Below are 14,257 nucleotides of genomic sequence, written 5' to 3'. Positions count from 1 at the left end.
TACACCACCAAATCGCAATTTGCGTAAATTGGTCACGCTGCACCGCAATACCCATCAGCCTCATTCAAATAGAGATGAGCCGCTTAGATAACGGCACACCCGCGCGAAAGCCGGGGTCGCAAAGCCACCGGTCTACCGTCCTGCGCTGACGTAGGGCAAAGATGGCGGGGTTGCCATGCAGTGACGTTTGCGATTCGTTCGCAACTCCACAATGCGTTGAGACGTCTTAGCGTTGGCAGCGCCGTGCTCCAGTGGCCGCGGAATTCATCCGTACGCGCCCTCACTCCTTGCGGGTTCGCCTTTCGACCCCATCCATCGCGTCAAGTTCGCGCGGTCTGTTTCTAGCGGCGACAACAAAATCTTACGAATCAAGCGTCGGAGAACACCGTTTTCGGTATGTTGACGAGGCTGAGCTCATTTTTCTTGAACAGCGCGTGCTGGCGCCGGGTTCTCTCGATAGAGCGGCGGTGTAGAGTTTTGCTGTGGCATGCGAAATACTGATTAAATAATCAGTACGTTGTGGCTTTTTATTGCATCAAGCCTGACTCTGGCTCTCCCAATTTGCTGCCTTGAAAGAGGGGCAAGTTGTCGCTTGACATTGAATTGAAATATTGGAATTCGCGAAGAACCATATGCGCCGTTTTGAATTGGTGGAAGGCAGTGCCAGCAAGTTCTGGCAGATCGACTTGCAAGACAACCGGGTCACCGTGTGCTTCGGGCGCATCGGCACGGCCGGGCAGACCAAGGACAAGCTGCTGGCGGACGCCGCCGCAGCCCAAAAAGAGCAGGACACGCTGATCAAGGAGAAGATCGGCAAGGGCTACCAGGAGGTCGCCGCGGCGGACGCTGACCCGACGGCCGCACCGGTCGCCCCGTTGCCGTCGCCGGCTCCGGCGCCTGTTGACGCTGTGGCCCCAGCAGCTCCAGCAGCTCCAGCAGCCTCAGCAGATCCGGTCGGGGAGGCGGGCGATGCAGCCAGCGCGGCTGAGCTCTTGGTCTGGACGGACGAGTGGCTGTCACGCCTGCCTGTGCTGCGCGGCCTGCATGCTCCCACCGTTCCACCGCGGCTCACCTGGTTGGATCAGGGCTTGGACCTGGAGCAGGCCGGCAATCACGAGTACTTGAACGACGCGATCAAGGCCTGTGGCCGGGCCTTTGGCAAAAGCTGGACCTTGTGGCGCGAGGTCGATCGCCACGAGCAGCTGAGCGAGGCGCGCCTGCGCCAGGCCGACCCCGCCCACTGGACTCAGGCCTTCGCGCAAGTGGCCCAGTTGAAATGCCGGGTGCGCGGGGGCGATCCCGAGGCCTGGGACAGCGACCTGCCCCTGCTTGCTTTGATCGACCTGGGCCTGCGCTGGCATGGTGCAAGCTTCGTGCTTGATGTGCTGTCCCGACTGGAGGGGGAACGGGCGTTCATCACCCCCGAAGCCCAGCAGGCGCTGCGTGCTTGGTTGGCCCAGTGTCCTGATCCGGAGCATCAGGCGGCCCAAGCCCTCATGGCGGGCTGGACTGAAGAGGGATTGGTGTTGCGCGCGGTGCTGTGTCCGGAGCGCAGTGACTGGCTGGCGCAGCTCTTGGAGGGAACCCTGGTCCGCGACTTCTTCATCGTGCAGGCCCGTGGCTTCTTCCTCTTGCGAAACTGCCCGCTGCCCTTGAAGGCCGTCCGAGAGGGCCTGAAGTGGGACCGTTCGTTTGACTCCCAAAGGTCGGGTGACTCCAAGCGCCAGGCGGCCACGGAGCGGCTGTCGCCCATCCTGTTGCAGCTGCGCTTGCGCGGCAGCGCCGCGCTGGCCCTGCTGGAGGATGAGCTGTCCGAGCTCCCTGACGCGGAGGACCGGTCGCTGAGCCCCGCGGCCGAGCTGCTGTGTCAGCTTCAGCATGTCGATGCGATCCCGTTGCTGGCCCGCTATGCAACCCGCTGGCCCGAGGTGGCTGCGCGCTTGCAGGTCCTGGTGGCCGCCGCCCTGCGCACGCCCGCCACCTGGTCGGCGCTGCTGGCCCGGCACAGCGGCCAGCAGCCTTTGCAGGCGCGCCTGCGCCAGGCGGCCGCCCCCGAGGCCAGCGCCGAGCAACTGCCCGCCCTGCTGCACAACCCGCCCTGGGTCCAGAAGCGCAAGCCCAGCGCCCCGCCCAGCAAGGCGCTGCCCGCCAGCACCCGCGCGCCGGCGCTGCGCTGGTTGCCGGGGGAGCGCGAGGCCCGGGTCGGCAAGGCCGAGCGGAAGGGCTCGGAGCAGCTGGACCAGCGCGTGCGGGATTTCTACCTCGATGGCAGTGAGCGCAAGCAGCTGCTGGCGCTGCTGCAGGGCCAGTCGCTGAAGCCGGATCAGCTCGCCGCGCTGGTCGACCGCGTGTCGCCGCAGGTCGTGCTGCGCTGGCCGGATGCCGTGGCCGCGCTCGCCTGGAACACCTTGCCGCCGTCGCTCTGGCAGCGCTACGAGGACCCGGGCCGTTGCCTGCGCGTGGCGGTGGCCCGCGGCGGCGAGGCGCTGCTGCCGGCTTTGCGCCGTTACCTGGCCCACGACTTCGCAGGGGCGCTGCCGGCCTGCACCGCCGTGGCCGATCCGGCCCTGGTGGCGCCGATGCTGGCCGCGCTGCGCGCCCAGCGCAAACAGGGCCGGGACCTGTTGTGCCAGTGGCTGCGCCGCCATGTCGACCTGGTCGCCGAGCTGGCCCTGATCGAGGCCCTGAACCCGAAGTCCGCCCAGCACCAGGACGCCGTGTTCGGCCTGCGCTGGCTGGCCGGCCAGGGCCTGCGCGCAGCGCTCGAATCGCAGGCGCAGGCGGTGGGCGCCAGCGCCGAGCTGGCGGCCTTGCTGGACGCCGACCCGCTGCTCAACTACCCGAGCCGACTGCCGGCCCTGCCGGACTTCTTTGCGGCCGTCGCCCGCGCCGGCCTGCTGCTGCGCAACGGCACGCGCGTGCCCGCGGCCGGCGTCGAGCACCTGGGCAGCATGCTGGCCTTCAGCAGCCTCAGCGCGCCCTACGCCGGCTTGGCGCCCGTGCGCGAGGCCTGCGACCCGGATTCGTTGCGCAACTTCCTTTGGGACCTGTACGAGGCCTGGCACGCGGCCGGTGCGCCGGCCAAGAGCAACTGGGCCTTCCAGGCCCTGGGCCTGCTGGGCGACGACGCGGTGGCCGTCGAGCTGGCCCAGCGCCTGCGCAACTGGCCGGCCGAGGGCCTGAGCGGCCGTGCCGTTACTGGCCTGGACCTGCTGGCCGAGATGCCCTGCGAGTCGGCGCTGATCCAGCTGCAGCGCCTGTCGATGCGGCTCAAGAGCAAGCCCTTGCAGGCCAAGGCCGGCGAGAAGCTGGCCGCCGTGGCCGCGGCGCGCGGGCTCAGCGCGGAGGAGCTGGAGGACCGCATCGCGCCCGACTTCGGGCTCGACGAGTCGGGCAGCCTGACCCTGGACTTCGGGCCGCGCCAGTTCACGCTTCGTTTTGACGAGTCGCTCCAGCCCCTGGTGCTGGACGCCCAGGGCCTGCGCCTGAAGGACCTGCCCAAGCCGCTGCCGTCCGATGACGAGGCGCTGGCGGCCGAGGCCAGCGCGCGCTTCAAGCAGCTGAAGAAGGACGCCAAGGCCACCGCCACCTTGCAGCTGCAGCGCCTGGAGCGCGCGATGGTGACCCAGCGGCGCTGGCGAGCGCAGGAGTTCCGGCTCTTCTACGTGCAGCACCCCTTGATGCGCCACCTGGCGGCGCGCTTGGTCTGGGGCGTGTACACCGAGGCCGGTGCGCTGTCGACGGCGTTCCGCGTGGCCGAGGACCTCAGCCTCGCCGACGCGCAAGACCAGGCCTACGCGCTCCCGGACGAGGCGCTGGTCGGCATTGCCCACCCGCTGGAGCTGCCGCCGGCCCTGCGCACGGCCTTCGGTCAGGTGTTCGGGGATTACGAGATCCTGCAGCCCTTCAAGCAGCTGAGCCGCGAGACCCATGCGCTCAGCGCCGAGGAGGCCGACGGAGCGTCGCTGACCCGCTTTGCCCGCAAGCAGGTGGCCACCGGCAGCGCCCTGGGCCTGACGCAGCGCGACTGGCGTGCCAACGTCGGCGACAACGCGCATGTCGATTCGCTCAGCAAGCCCCTGACGCCCGACCTGTGGGTGGAACTGCAGCTGGAGCCCGGCTGGTCGAGCTTCGCCCCTCTCGACGAGCCCACGCAGCGCCTGCCCGAGCTGCGGCTGTGCGCCAGCGACGCGCACCCGGCCTGGACCCAGCTGCCGCCCATCGTGCTCAGCGAGTTGCTGCGCGAGATCGAGCTGCTGCCGGCGGTGAAGGCCTGAGCATGAACCCCGCTGTTCAACGCCCGCCGGCCGAGCTGCGCTACGCCGACGAACTGGCCGCGCTGGCGGCCAGTGACCGCGACCCGCGCCCGCCGGGCTGGCGGCTGTCGATGCCGGCGGTGCGCCGCTTCCTGCTCGGTGATGGCGACGCGCCGGCGAAGATCGTCTGCGCGCCCAGCCTGATCGAGCGGGCGATGGTGGGCCTGGCCTCGAGCCGCGCGCTGTTGCTGATCGGCGAGCCGGGCACGGCGAAAAGCCTGCTCTCGGAGCTGCTCGCCGCCGCCATCTGCGGCCAAAGCACGCTGACCGTGCAAGGCAGCGCCGCCACCACCGAGGACCAGATCCGCTACGGCTGGAACTACGCGCTGCTGCTGAACGAAGGCCCGAGCGCCCGCGCCCTGGTGCCGTCGCCGCTGATGCGCGCGATGCGCGAGGGCCGGATCGCCCGCTTCGAGGAAATCACCCGCTGCCCACCCGAGGTGCAGGACGCGCTGCTCTCCCTGCTCTCGGAGCGCCTGCTCGCGGTGCCGGAGCTGGGCGAGACGGTGTTCGCCGCGCCCGGCTTCAACCTCATCGCCACCGCCAACACGCGCGACCGCGGCGTCAACGAGATGTCGGCGGCGCTCAAGCGCCGCTTCAGCTTCGAGACCGTGTTCCCGATCGCCGACCTGGACCAGGAGCTGGCCCTGGTGCAGGCCGAGGTCAGCCGCCTGCTGGCCCAGGACGGCGTGCCGCGTGCCCCGGCGGCCGACCTGCTGGAGGTGCTGGTGACGACCTTCCGCGAGCTGCGCAACGGCGTGGACGGGCAGGGGCAGGCGGGGGAGCGCTTGTCGTCGGTGGTCAGCACCGCCGAGGCGGTGGCCGTCGCCCATGCGGTGACGCTGCGCGGCCATTACCTGCGCGGTGATGCCGGGCAGGCGGCCGACATCGTCGAGCTGCTGGCCGGTGCCGCGGCCAAGGACAACGCGGACGACCTGAAGAAGATCCGCCGCTACATCGAGCAGCGCGCCGCCAAGCGCCCTGGCGAGGCCTGGAAGGCGTTTCACGCCGCCCGGCACTTGCTGCCGCCCTGAGCAACGCGAGGGCAGGGCGGTCGCGTCATGAGCGTTCACTTCCTGGGGGTTCGCCACCACAGCCCGGCCTGCGCGCAGCGCGTGCGGCAGCACATCCGCGCGCACCGGCCGCAGGCCGTGCTGATCGAGGGACCGGCCGACTTCAACCCCCGCCTCGACGAACTGCTGCTGCCGCACCAGCTGCCCATCGCCCTGTACAGCTACGCCAACGAGGCGGGTCAGCGCGCCCAGCAGTGCTGGTTCCCCTTGCTTGACTTCTCGCCCGAGTGGGTGGCCCTGCAGGAGGGCGCGGGCATCCAGGCGCAGCTGCGCTTCATCGACCTGCCGCACTGGCGCTACCGCACCCGCGCGCGGGTGCACCGCCCGCAGCGAGACCGCTACCGCGAGGTGGTGCAGGCGCTGTGCCGGCGCACCGGTTGTGACGGCGACGACGCGCTCTGGGACCACCTGTTCGAAGCCCTGCCGCCGGACGATCCGGCGCTGGGTCAGCGCCTGGAGGCTTACTTCGCCGACCTGCGCGGTGACGAGCCGGCGGGCGAGGAGGACGCGGAGCGCGAGGCCTGCATGGCGGCGTGGATCGCCTGGGCCGCCGCGCGCTTCGAACGCGTGCTGGTGGTCTGCGGCGGCTGGCATGTGCCGGCGCTGCAGCGGGCCTGGCCCGCGCTGCACCCTGCCGAGGAGCCGATCAGCCCCCGACCCGAGACCGAGCGGGAGGCCGGCTGCTACCTGGTGCCCTACGAGTTCCGCCAGGTCGACGCGCTCGGCGGTTACGCCGCCGGCATGCCGTCGCCGATGTTCTACCAACAGCACTGGCAGCAGGGCGCCGCGGCCGCCGCGCGCTGGGCGCTGCAGCGCATCGTGGAGCGCCTGCGGGCCCGGCAGCAAGCGGTCTCCACCGCCGACCTGATCGCGCTGGAGCAGCAGGCGCTGGGCCTGGCGCGTCTGCGCGGTCATCCAGTGCCGCTGCGCGTCGACCTGCTCGATGCCCTGCAGTCCACCTTGCTGAAGGAGGCCCTGGACCAGCCGGCGCCCTGGAGCGAGCGCGGCCCGCTGAACCCGGCGCACCATCCCTTGCTGCGGGAAGCGCTGCTGGCCCTGACCGGCGACGGGGGCGGTCGCCTGCACGCCCGCACGCCCTTGCCACCGCTGGTGCACGACGTGAACGCGCGCCTGGCGGCCTGCGCGCTGCAGCCGCGGCGCGAGCCGCAGCGCCTGGTGCTGGACCGCCGCCGCCCCGCGGACCTGCCCCGCGCCCGCCTGCTGTGGCAATTGCAGCTGCTGGGCGTGGGCGGTGTCCAGCTCGAGGCACTGAAGGCGCCTCAGGCGGCGCGCGCGCTCGACGCCCGCCTGGCCTTCGAGGAGCACTGGCAGCTGCACCAGGATGGGCGCTGGTACCCCGACCTGATCGAGGCCGCTGTGCACGGCGCCACCTTGCCGACCGCGGCCGAGCAGGTCCTGCTGCTGCGCGCCGCCGACGGCCAGCCGGCCGCCTTGGCCGAGGCCTTGCTCGCGGCGGTGCGCGCCGGCTTGCAGGACGTGGGCGACGCGTTCGCGCAGCGCCTGCGCCACAGCCTGGCGCAGACTCAGGACCACGGCGAGCTGGCCCAGGCCTGCCTGACCCTGGCGGAGCTGGTGCAAGCCGGCTTCTGGGGCGAGGACCCGCGCCCGCTGCTGCAGGCCACCCTGGTCGCCCTGGCCGAGCGCCTGCTGTGGCTGCTGGAGGGGCGCGATGGCGCCGGCAGCGCCGCGTGGATCGAGGCCGACGTGCGCAGCTTGCGCGCGCTGCAACGGCTGCTCGGCCTGGACCTGGCGGACCTGGACGGCGCGTGCTTGCTCAGCACCTGTGAGCGGCTGGCGCGCAGCCCGGACAAGCCGCCGGCCCTGCGCGGCGCCGCCCTGGGGGTGCGCGTCAGCCAGGCTGGCTTCCCGGCGCCGCCCGCGCTGCGCGCCGAGGTGCTGACCTTGACCCGTGGCATGCCGCCACGCGACGCGCTGGGCGATTTCCTCTACGGCCTGTTCGCCTGCGCGCGCGCGCTGGCCACCGAGGACGACGCCATCGTGCGCGCCGTCCACGTCGCGCTGCAAAGCCTGGGCGACGAGGACTTTTTGCTGGCCCTGCCGGCCCTGCGGGCGGCCTTTGCCGACTTCCCGCCGCGCGAGCGCGGCGCCATTGCCGAGCGCGTGGCGCCGCTGCTGGGCCTGCCGCCGGCGCGGCGGGGGCGGCTGCTCGAGCTGGGTCCAGGCGCCCAGGCGCTGCTGGACGCCAAGCGCATCGAGGCCCAGGCCCTGGCCTGGGCGAGCGCGCACGGGGTGCTCGCATGAAGCCCTGGCCCGAGCTCGATCTCACCGACCGCTGGCGCCTGCTGCTGGGCGAGGCCAGCGCGCCCAGCCTGGGCGCCGGCGGCGGGGTGGCCCTGGGCATGGACCAGGCACTGGCCTGGCTGTACGGGCGCGACGGTCCGGACGGGCGCGGCGACGCCGGCGACGGCTTGGATCGCCACGCCGGCGATCAGGCGTCCAGCCTGACCGTGCCCGACTGGATCAATGCCATCCACACCCTGTTCCCCAAGGAGACCGTGGAGCGCCTGGAGCGCGATGCGCTGGAGCGCTATGGCATCGACGACCTGGTCACCCAGCCCGAGGTGCTGGCGCGCGCCACGCCCAACCCGGCCTTGCTGCAGGCCGTGCTGCGCACCAAGCACCTGATGAACCCCCAGGTGCTGGCCATGGCCCGCGCGCTGGTGGCCCAGGTGGTCCAGGAGTTGATGGAGAAGCTGGCCACCCAGGTCCGCAGCGCGTTCAGCGGCAAGCGCAGCCCCCACCAGCTCAGCCGGCGCGGCAGCAGCGCGCAGTTCGCCGCCCGGGCCACGCTGCAGCGCAACCTGCGTCACCTGGATCCGCAGACGCGGCGCCTGGTCGTGCAGCAGCCGCACTTTCATGTGCGGCACCGCCGCCAGCTGGAGCCGTGGCAGGTGCTGCTGCTGGTCGACCAGAGCGGCAGCATGCTGGGCTCGGTGATCCACGCCGCCGTCACCGCCGCCTGCCTGTGGGCCTTGCCCGGCATCAAGACCCACCTGATCGCCTTCGACACCGAGCTCGTCGACCTGACCGAGCAGGTCGGCGACCCGGTCGAGCTCTTGATGCAGGTGCAGCTGGGCGGCGGCACCCACATCGCGACGGCCGTCGACTACGCGGCCGAGCGCATCGAGGTGCCGCGCCGCGCCATCGTGGTGCTGATCAGCGACTTCTACGAGGGCTTGCCGGAGCGCTTGCTGATCGATCAGGTGCGCGCGCTGACGGCCCAGGGCAGCAAGGTGCTGGGCCTGGCGGCGCTGGACGAGCAGGCCGACCCGGTCTACGACCGGGCGCTGGCCGCCAAGCTGGTGGCGGCCGGCGCCGAGGTCGGGGCCATGACGCCCGGTCAGCTGGCCACCTGGCTGGCCGAGAAGCTGACCTGAACCCGCCCGACCGCATGCGCACCGACCTGCTGCCCCTCGGGCCCGAGGCCTTGATCCAGTTCACCAACGCGGGCCTGGTCAAGCGGGCGCTGCGCGAGCTGGCTGGCGGCTACCGGCCGGCGCTGGCCCTGGACGACGCGGCCACCCTGAGCGCCCGCTTCGACGACGGCGTCGAGGTCCAGTGGCCTCAGGGCCTGAGCATCGCGCAGTCGCGCTGCAACTGCGGCGCCAACGGGGTCTGCCGGCACCGGCTGATCGCGGTGCTGGCCTACCGGGAGCAGGTGCCGGCCGATGCCGCGCCGGCCACCGCGGCGCTCGAATCGGTCAGCGACGCCGAGCTGGCCGCCGCGTTGTCGCCCGCGGTGCTGCAGGAGGCCGAGCGGGCGCGGGCGGCGGGGCTGCGCGTGGAGCTGCGCGGTCGCGCCGACGGCGAGCCCTGCGACACCGCCCGCCTGCCCAGTGCCACTGTGCGCTACTGGGCCGGTGGCGCCCTGGCGGCGGCGCGCTGCGACTGCCTGCGCGGCAGTGCCTGCGCCCACGTGGCCCTGGGACTCTGGGCTTTTCGCGCCGCGCAGGGCGCGCGCAGCGTGCAGCTGGGCGCCCTGGCAGCCGCCCGCGCGCTGGACCGCCTTCCCTTCGTGGCGGCGGTCGACACCTTGCTGCGCCTGGGCGTGACCCATGGCAGCGGCGCCCTCGGTCAGGCCCTGAGCCAGGCGCGCGCGGCCAGCCGCGAGGCGGCCTGGCTGGCGCTGCTGGTGGCGGAGCTGGAAAGCTGGTCCGAGGCCTACGCCCGGCGCAGCGCCCGCTACGACGCCGCCGACGGGGTGGACTTGCTGGCCGAGCTGGCGCTGCGCCTGGCGGCCGGGGGGCAGCCCGGTCAGGCCGCCGCGGTGCTGGGCCTCGGCCAATCGGGCGAGACCCTGCTCGACCGCCTGCGCCTGATGACCCTGGGCGCCCGCACGCGCCGCGACGGCGCGCAGCGCCAGACCGAGCTGGTGCTGGCTGACCTGGACACCGGCACCCGCCTGGTGCTGCGCCACGACTGGACGCCGCCCGAAGGCAGCGACGCCGCGACCGAGGCCCAGCAGCGGGCGCGCGAGCGCCTGGCGCCGGGCCTGGGGCTGGAGGCGCTCGCGCAAGGCCAGCTGCTGGCTCAGGCCGCCGCCCGTCGCCCCGACGGCAGCCTGCGCCTGGCGCGGGCGCGCAGCAGCCAGAACAGCGTGCTGCCGCAGACAGCCGACTGGCAGCTGCTCGGTCCGCCGGTGCGCTTCGACGCGGTAGCGGCCCTGCGCCGCGAGGCCAGCGCCAGCCCAATCGCGGCGCTGCAGCCACGCCACGCGGCGCGCCGCTTCGTGGTCTTCACGCCGGCGCCGGGGGCGGTCGACATCGCCTACGACCCGCAGACCCAGACCCTGCTGGCCACGGTCGAAGACGCCAACGGCGACGCGCTGGGCCTGCAGCGCACGCACCAGGGCCACCTGCCCTGGGCCCTGGACAGCCTGGCCGCCGGCTTGGCCGGTTGCCAGGGTCCGCTGCGCCATGTGGCCGGCCTGCTCAGCTGGCAGGACGGTCAGCCCTGGCTGGAGCCCTGGGCCCTGGCCTGCGACCAGGTGCTGGTGCCGGACTTCGCCAGCCAGCCGACCGGGGCGCTGGCCCACCTGCCGCTGGGCCGGCCGCCGCCTGCCGACCCCAGCGCCCCGGCCGAGGCGCTGGAGCGCCTGCGCCAGCACCTGGGCCAGGCCTTGCACACAGGGCTGGCCCAGGTCCCGGCGCGTTGGGCGCAAGAGGGCGAGGCGCTGGCCGGACAGCTCGAGCAGCGCGGCTTCTCGGCCCTGGCGGCGCGCCTGCGCCCGCTGCCGGGGCTGACCGCCGGCGTGGCCCGCGCCGAGGCCTGGCTGCAGCTGCTGGCCTTGCTCCAGCTGCACCGCGACGCGGCCACGCAGGCTGCGTTTAGCGACGAAGCGCCGCTGGATGCGTAGGCGGGGCCGTCTCCAGCCTCCACGCGGGGGCTGGGCCTTAGCTTGACGGTCGGAGCTTCCTCAGACTGCCTTCATCTGCGGCTCAGCGAGCCTTCAGGCCGGCTTTGCAGCATGAGCCCATGCCGATCCGCGCATGCCAGTTCTGTTGCCATGACCCCCTCACTGAAGTTTCGTTACCGCCGCCTCGCCGCGCTGACCTTGGCTTTGCTGGCCCTGAGCGCCTGCGGCGGCTCGGCCGAAGAAAGCGCCGCACCGTCGCCGTTGATTTCGGCGCGCAGCGATGGGCACATTCCTGTCTTACGGACGCCCGCCGCGACCGTCTGCAATCGCTGCCAAGCCGATTCACGGCAATTCACGCGGGTGCGACAGGCGCTCGCATCCTCCGTGGTACCGAATCGTTCAGTTTTCGACGTTGTCTTGCATCTCGGCGAGTCGGTTGCTCAGCAAGTCCCTCTCGGTCAATGACACGAGTTTTCGACTCTGTTTGCCAAGACCCGTGGCGCCGCGGCGGCGGCCATGGCGTGCTCATAGGAAGCAAGCCTCGGCATTGGGCGACGTGGGTCGTGGGCGAGTGACCGGGGTCGGCAGCGCCGAGGCGGCCAGATGGGGCGTGAGCCTCACTCCTTCTTCGGCTTGGGCAGCTCGGGCGCCGCGTAGTCCGGAAGGGGGTCTTTGAAGATCCAGTGGTTGAACCAGTCGAGGTTGTGCTGCATCTGCGCGCGCGCCGCCTTGGGCTTGGTGATGCCGTGCCCAAAGCTCTTGTAGACGATCAGCTCGACGGGTACGTTGCGGTCTTCCAGGGCCTGGCGCAGCTGGTAGGCGTTGGCGATGGGAACGCGCTTGTCGAGTTCGCCGTGTTGGATCAGCGTTGGCGTTCGCGCGCCCTTCAGGTAGCCGGACGGCGAGGTCTTGCGGTAGATCTCGGGATCGGCCACGGGGTCGGCGCCCAGGTAGTTGAGGGTGAACTGCGGGATGTCGGTGTTGTAGTAGTAGGTCGACCAGTCGGAGATGCCGGCCCCGACCGACACCGCCGCAAAGCGGTTCGTGGCCGTGCCCAAGAAGGCCGAGATGTAGCCGCCCTGGCTCCAGCCCATGCTGCCCACGCGGTCCTTGTCCACCCAGCCTAGGGCCACCAGGTGGTCCACGCCGGAGACGACGTCCCAGGCATCGCCGATGCCCAGGTTGCGCTCGTTGAGCCGGCGGAAGGCCTCGCCGTAGCCCGCGCTGCCGCGGTAGTTGACCTTCAGCAGCAGCGCGCCGCGGGCGGCCCACAGGTCGGAGGGGTAGTAGCGCATGTCCAGCAGGGTGGGGCGGTCGATGCCCGTGGGGCCGCCGTGCACGATGGTCAGCAGCGGGTGCTTCTTCTGGGGGTCGAAGTCGGCGGGCTTGATCAGCACGCCTTCGATCTCGGTGCCGTCTTTGCTCTTCCAGCGGATCAGCTCGCGGCGGGCCATCCAGAACCCGCGGGTCTGCTCGGTCAGTTGGGTCAGCTGATGCGGCGCGAAGCGCGGCAGGTCGGTCACGAAGACCTCGGCCAAGGAGTGGGGCGAGGGCGCGGTGTAGGCCAGGCGGCGGCCGTCGCGGCTGAGCGAGACGCCGCCCGCCATCAGCGCGTCGGGGGCGGAGACGCGCTCGATGCGGCCGCTGGCCGGGTCGAGCCGGAACACGTGCCCGTTGGTGCGTTGCAGCCCGCCGAAGTACAGCCCGTCGGCCGTCCAGCCGATGAGCGCCGCGTGCTCGTCAAAGGCCTCGCTGACGGAACGCGGCGTGCCGCCTTCCACCGGCACCACGGCAATGCGCTGGTTGCGGGTGAAGAAGGGCGTGCGGCCCATCAAGGAGACGAAGGCGATCTGCCGCCCGTCGGGCGACCAGTGCGGGTTCGAGTCGGGCCCGGGCTGCACGACCAGGGGCCGAACGCTGTTGTCGCTGAGCGTGAGCAGGTAGAGGTCCGTGGTGGCTAAGTGCCGCGCTTCTGGCGATGCCCCGGCGCTGAAGGCGATGCGGCCGCCATCGGGCGACCAGTTGAAGCCCTCGACGTGCAGTTGGGCGTTGCGGGTGCGCTGCTGGCCGGCCTGCGGGGCGGCCAGGGCCTCGGCCAGGTTCAGCGTCCAGAGTTGCGCGGCTTGGGTCTCCTTGCGCACCACCTCGTAGTCGGCGAAATGGGCTTTGCGGTCCTTGGCCGCCTGGCTGGGGGCCTCGTTGGCGGTGAAGGCGATCTGCTGCCCATCGGGCGACCAGGCGTAGCCGCGAACGCCGGTCTCCGACTTGCTCAGCTGCACGGCCTCGCCGCCATCGGGGCGGATCGCGAACAGCTGGTCCTTGTCGTCCACGCGCCCGCTGGTGAAGGCCAGCCACCGCCCATCGGGCGACCACTGCGGGTTGCCGGCCGACTTGCCGCCTTGCGTCAAGGGGAACTGGCGGCCAGTCGTGGTGTCGGCCAGCCAGATGGACGTGACGAAGGCGTCCTGCTTGAAGTCGGCCTGGCTGATCAGGTAGGCCACGTAGCGGCCGTCCGGCGAAATCTGCGTGCCGCCGACCAGGGTCTTGAGCTGGAGCAGCTCGTCGATCGAGGCCGGGCGGCGCGGGGCCGGCTCGGTGGCGAGCACCGATCCTGCGAAGAGGGACAGGGCCAGCAGCAGCGCGTGGGTCTTCATGGGCGTCCTTGGCAACGGTGACGAACGCGGGAGGCAGCACGCGCCCCCGCGGGTTTTGCCGTTCCAGTATCGGCGGGGGCCACCCCCCCACCCGGGCGAGGCTCAGCCGCTGTTGATCACGCGCCCGAGCAGGCCCAGCCCCTGTTCGCGGCCGGCCTTGCGGCGGAACAGCTGCGCCGGCCGGTGCGGGCCGTCGGCGCGTTTGGCGCCGGGGATGGGCTCGAGCGTGCCGAGCTCGTCCATCTTGCGGCGGAAGCTCACCGGGTTGATGGGCTCGCCCATCAGGGTCTCGTAGACGGCTTGCAGTTCGGGCAGGGTGAAGGCCTCGCCGCACAGGTGCAGGGGCAGGGAGGAGTACTGGCTCTTGTTGCGCACCCGCTCCAACGCCGTGGCCACGATGCGGCCGTGGTCGAAGGGCAGTTGGGGCAGGCGGTCCACCGCGCGCCATTGGCCCAAGGGCAGGGGGCCGCTGGGCGGCGGCACCAGGGCCACGTAGGCCACCGACACGCTCCAGCCCCGCGGGTCGCGGGCCGGGCCGCTGAAGCTGGCCAGCTGCTCCAGGTAGGGGCTGGCGAGCCCGAGCTTGTGCTGCAGCACGCGGCGCGCGGCGTCTTCGCAGTCCTGGTCTTCCTGCGGGTGCACGTACCCTCCGGGCAGGGCCCAGGCGCCGGCGAAGGGCTCGCGCTCGCGTTGCAACAGCAAGAGCTCCAATTGCCGCTCGCGCAGGGTCAGCAGCACCACGTCCACGGTGCAGATCAGCGAGGCGGCGGAGTTCTTTGAAGCGTTCACCGAAGCAAGCATACCGTCCTCTTGTGG

The 14,257-nt window shown here is 71.7% G+C and carries 8 protein-coding genes and 1 riboswitch; of the genes, 6 read left to right on the top strand and 2 right to left on the bottom strand.

Annotated features, from left to right (window positions below):
* Positions 1 to 82: 82 nt before the first annotated feature.
* Positions 83 to 178, top strand: a riboswitch (cyclic di-GMP riboswitch).
* Between the two features lie 454 nt (positions 179 to 632).
* From EOD73_RS07235 to EOD73_RS07210, 6 genes are all read left to right on the top strand, one after another.
* Entirely contained in the window at positions 633 to 4,277 is a 3,645-nt protein-coding gene (locus EOD73_RS07235; RefSeq protein WP_127682208.1) for a DUF4132 domain-containing protein, read from the top strand.
* A gap of 2 nt (positions 4,278 to 4,279) precedes the next feature.
* Positions 4,280 to 5,350 carry an ATP-binding protein gene (locus EOD73_RS07230; protein ID WP_127682207.1) on the top strand — a complete coding sequence of 357 codons (1,071 nt, stop codon included), beginning with the start codon at positions 4,280 to 4,282 and terminating at the stop codon, positions 5,348 to 5,350.
* Between the two features lie 27 nt (positions 5,351 to 5,377).
* Positions 5,378 to 7,672, top strand: a complete 2,295-nt coding sequence (locus EOD73_RS07225) for a DUF5682 family protein (protein ID WP_127682206.1) — start codon at positions 5,378 to 5,380, stop codon at positions 7,670 to 7,672.
* The gene (locus tag EOD73_RS07220; protein WP_127682205.1) at positions 7,669 to 8,808 is read left to right on the top strand and encodes a VWA domain-containing protein; all 1,140 of its coding nucleotides are present in this window, start codon (positions 7,669 to 7,671) and stop codon (positions 8,806 to 8,808) included. Before EOD73_RS07225 ends, EOD73_RS07220 begins: the two co-directional genes overlap by 4 nt.
* 14 nt (positions 8,809 to 8,822) lie before the next feature.
* The gene (locus tag EOD73_RS07215; RefSeq protein ID WP_127682204.1) at positions 8,823 to 10,787 is read left to right on the top strand and encodes a YehQ family protein; all 1,965 of its coding nucleotides are present in this window, start codon (positions 8,823 to 8,825) and stop codon (positions 10,785 to 10,787) included.
* Between the two features lie 150 nt (positions 10,788 to 10,937).
* Complete coding sequence (locus EOD73_RS07210) at positions 10,938 to 11,252, top strand: hypothetical protein (protein ID WP_127682203.1); 315 nt, start codon at positions 10,938 to 10,940, stop codon at positions 11,250 to 11,252.
* 152 nt (positions 11,253 to 11,404) lie between these two features.
* On the opposite strand, the gene EOD73_RS07205 is transcribed toward EOD73_RS07210, so the two are convergent.
* The gene (locus tag EOD73_RS07205) at positions 11,405 to 13,441 is read right to left on the bottom strand and encodes a S9 family peptidase (RefSeq protein ID WP_127682202.1); all 2,037 of its coding nucleotides are present in this window, start codon (positions 13,439 to 13,441) and stop codon (positions 11,405 to 11,407) included.
* 102 nt (positions 13,442 to 13,543) lie between these two features.
* Positions 13,544 to 14,230 (bottom strand): NUDIX hydrolase, encoded by a 687-nt coding sequence (locus EOD73_RS07200; RefSeq protein WP_375137429.1) that lies wholly within the window; start codon positions 14,228 to 14,230, stop codon positions 13,544 to 13,546.
* Positions 14,231 to 14,257: the final 27 nt, after the last annotated feature.

The sequence above is a fragment of the Inhella crocodyli genome, from assembly GCF_004004565.1.
Lineage (GTDB): Bacteria > Pseudomonadota > Gammaproteobacteria > Burkholderiales > Burkholderiaceae_C > Inhella > Inhella crocodyli.
The sequence above is the reverse complement of the archived record's forward strand: the minus strand, read 5'-3'. Positions and strand labels throughout refer to the sequence as shown.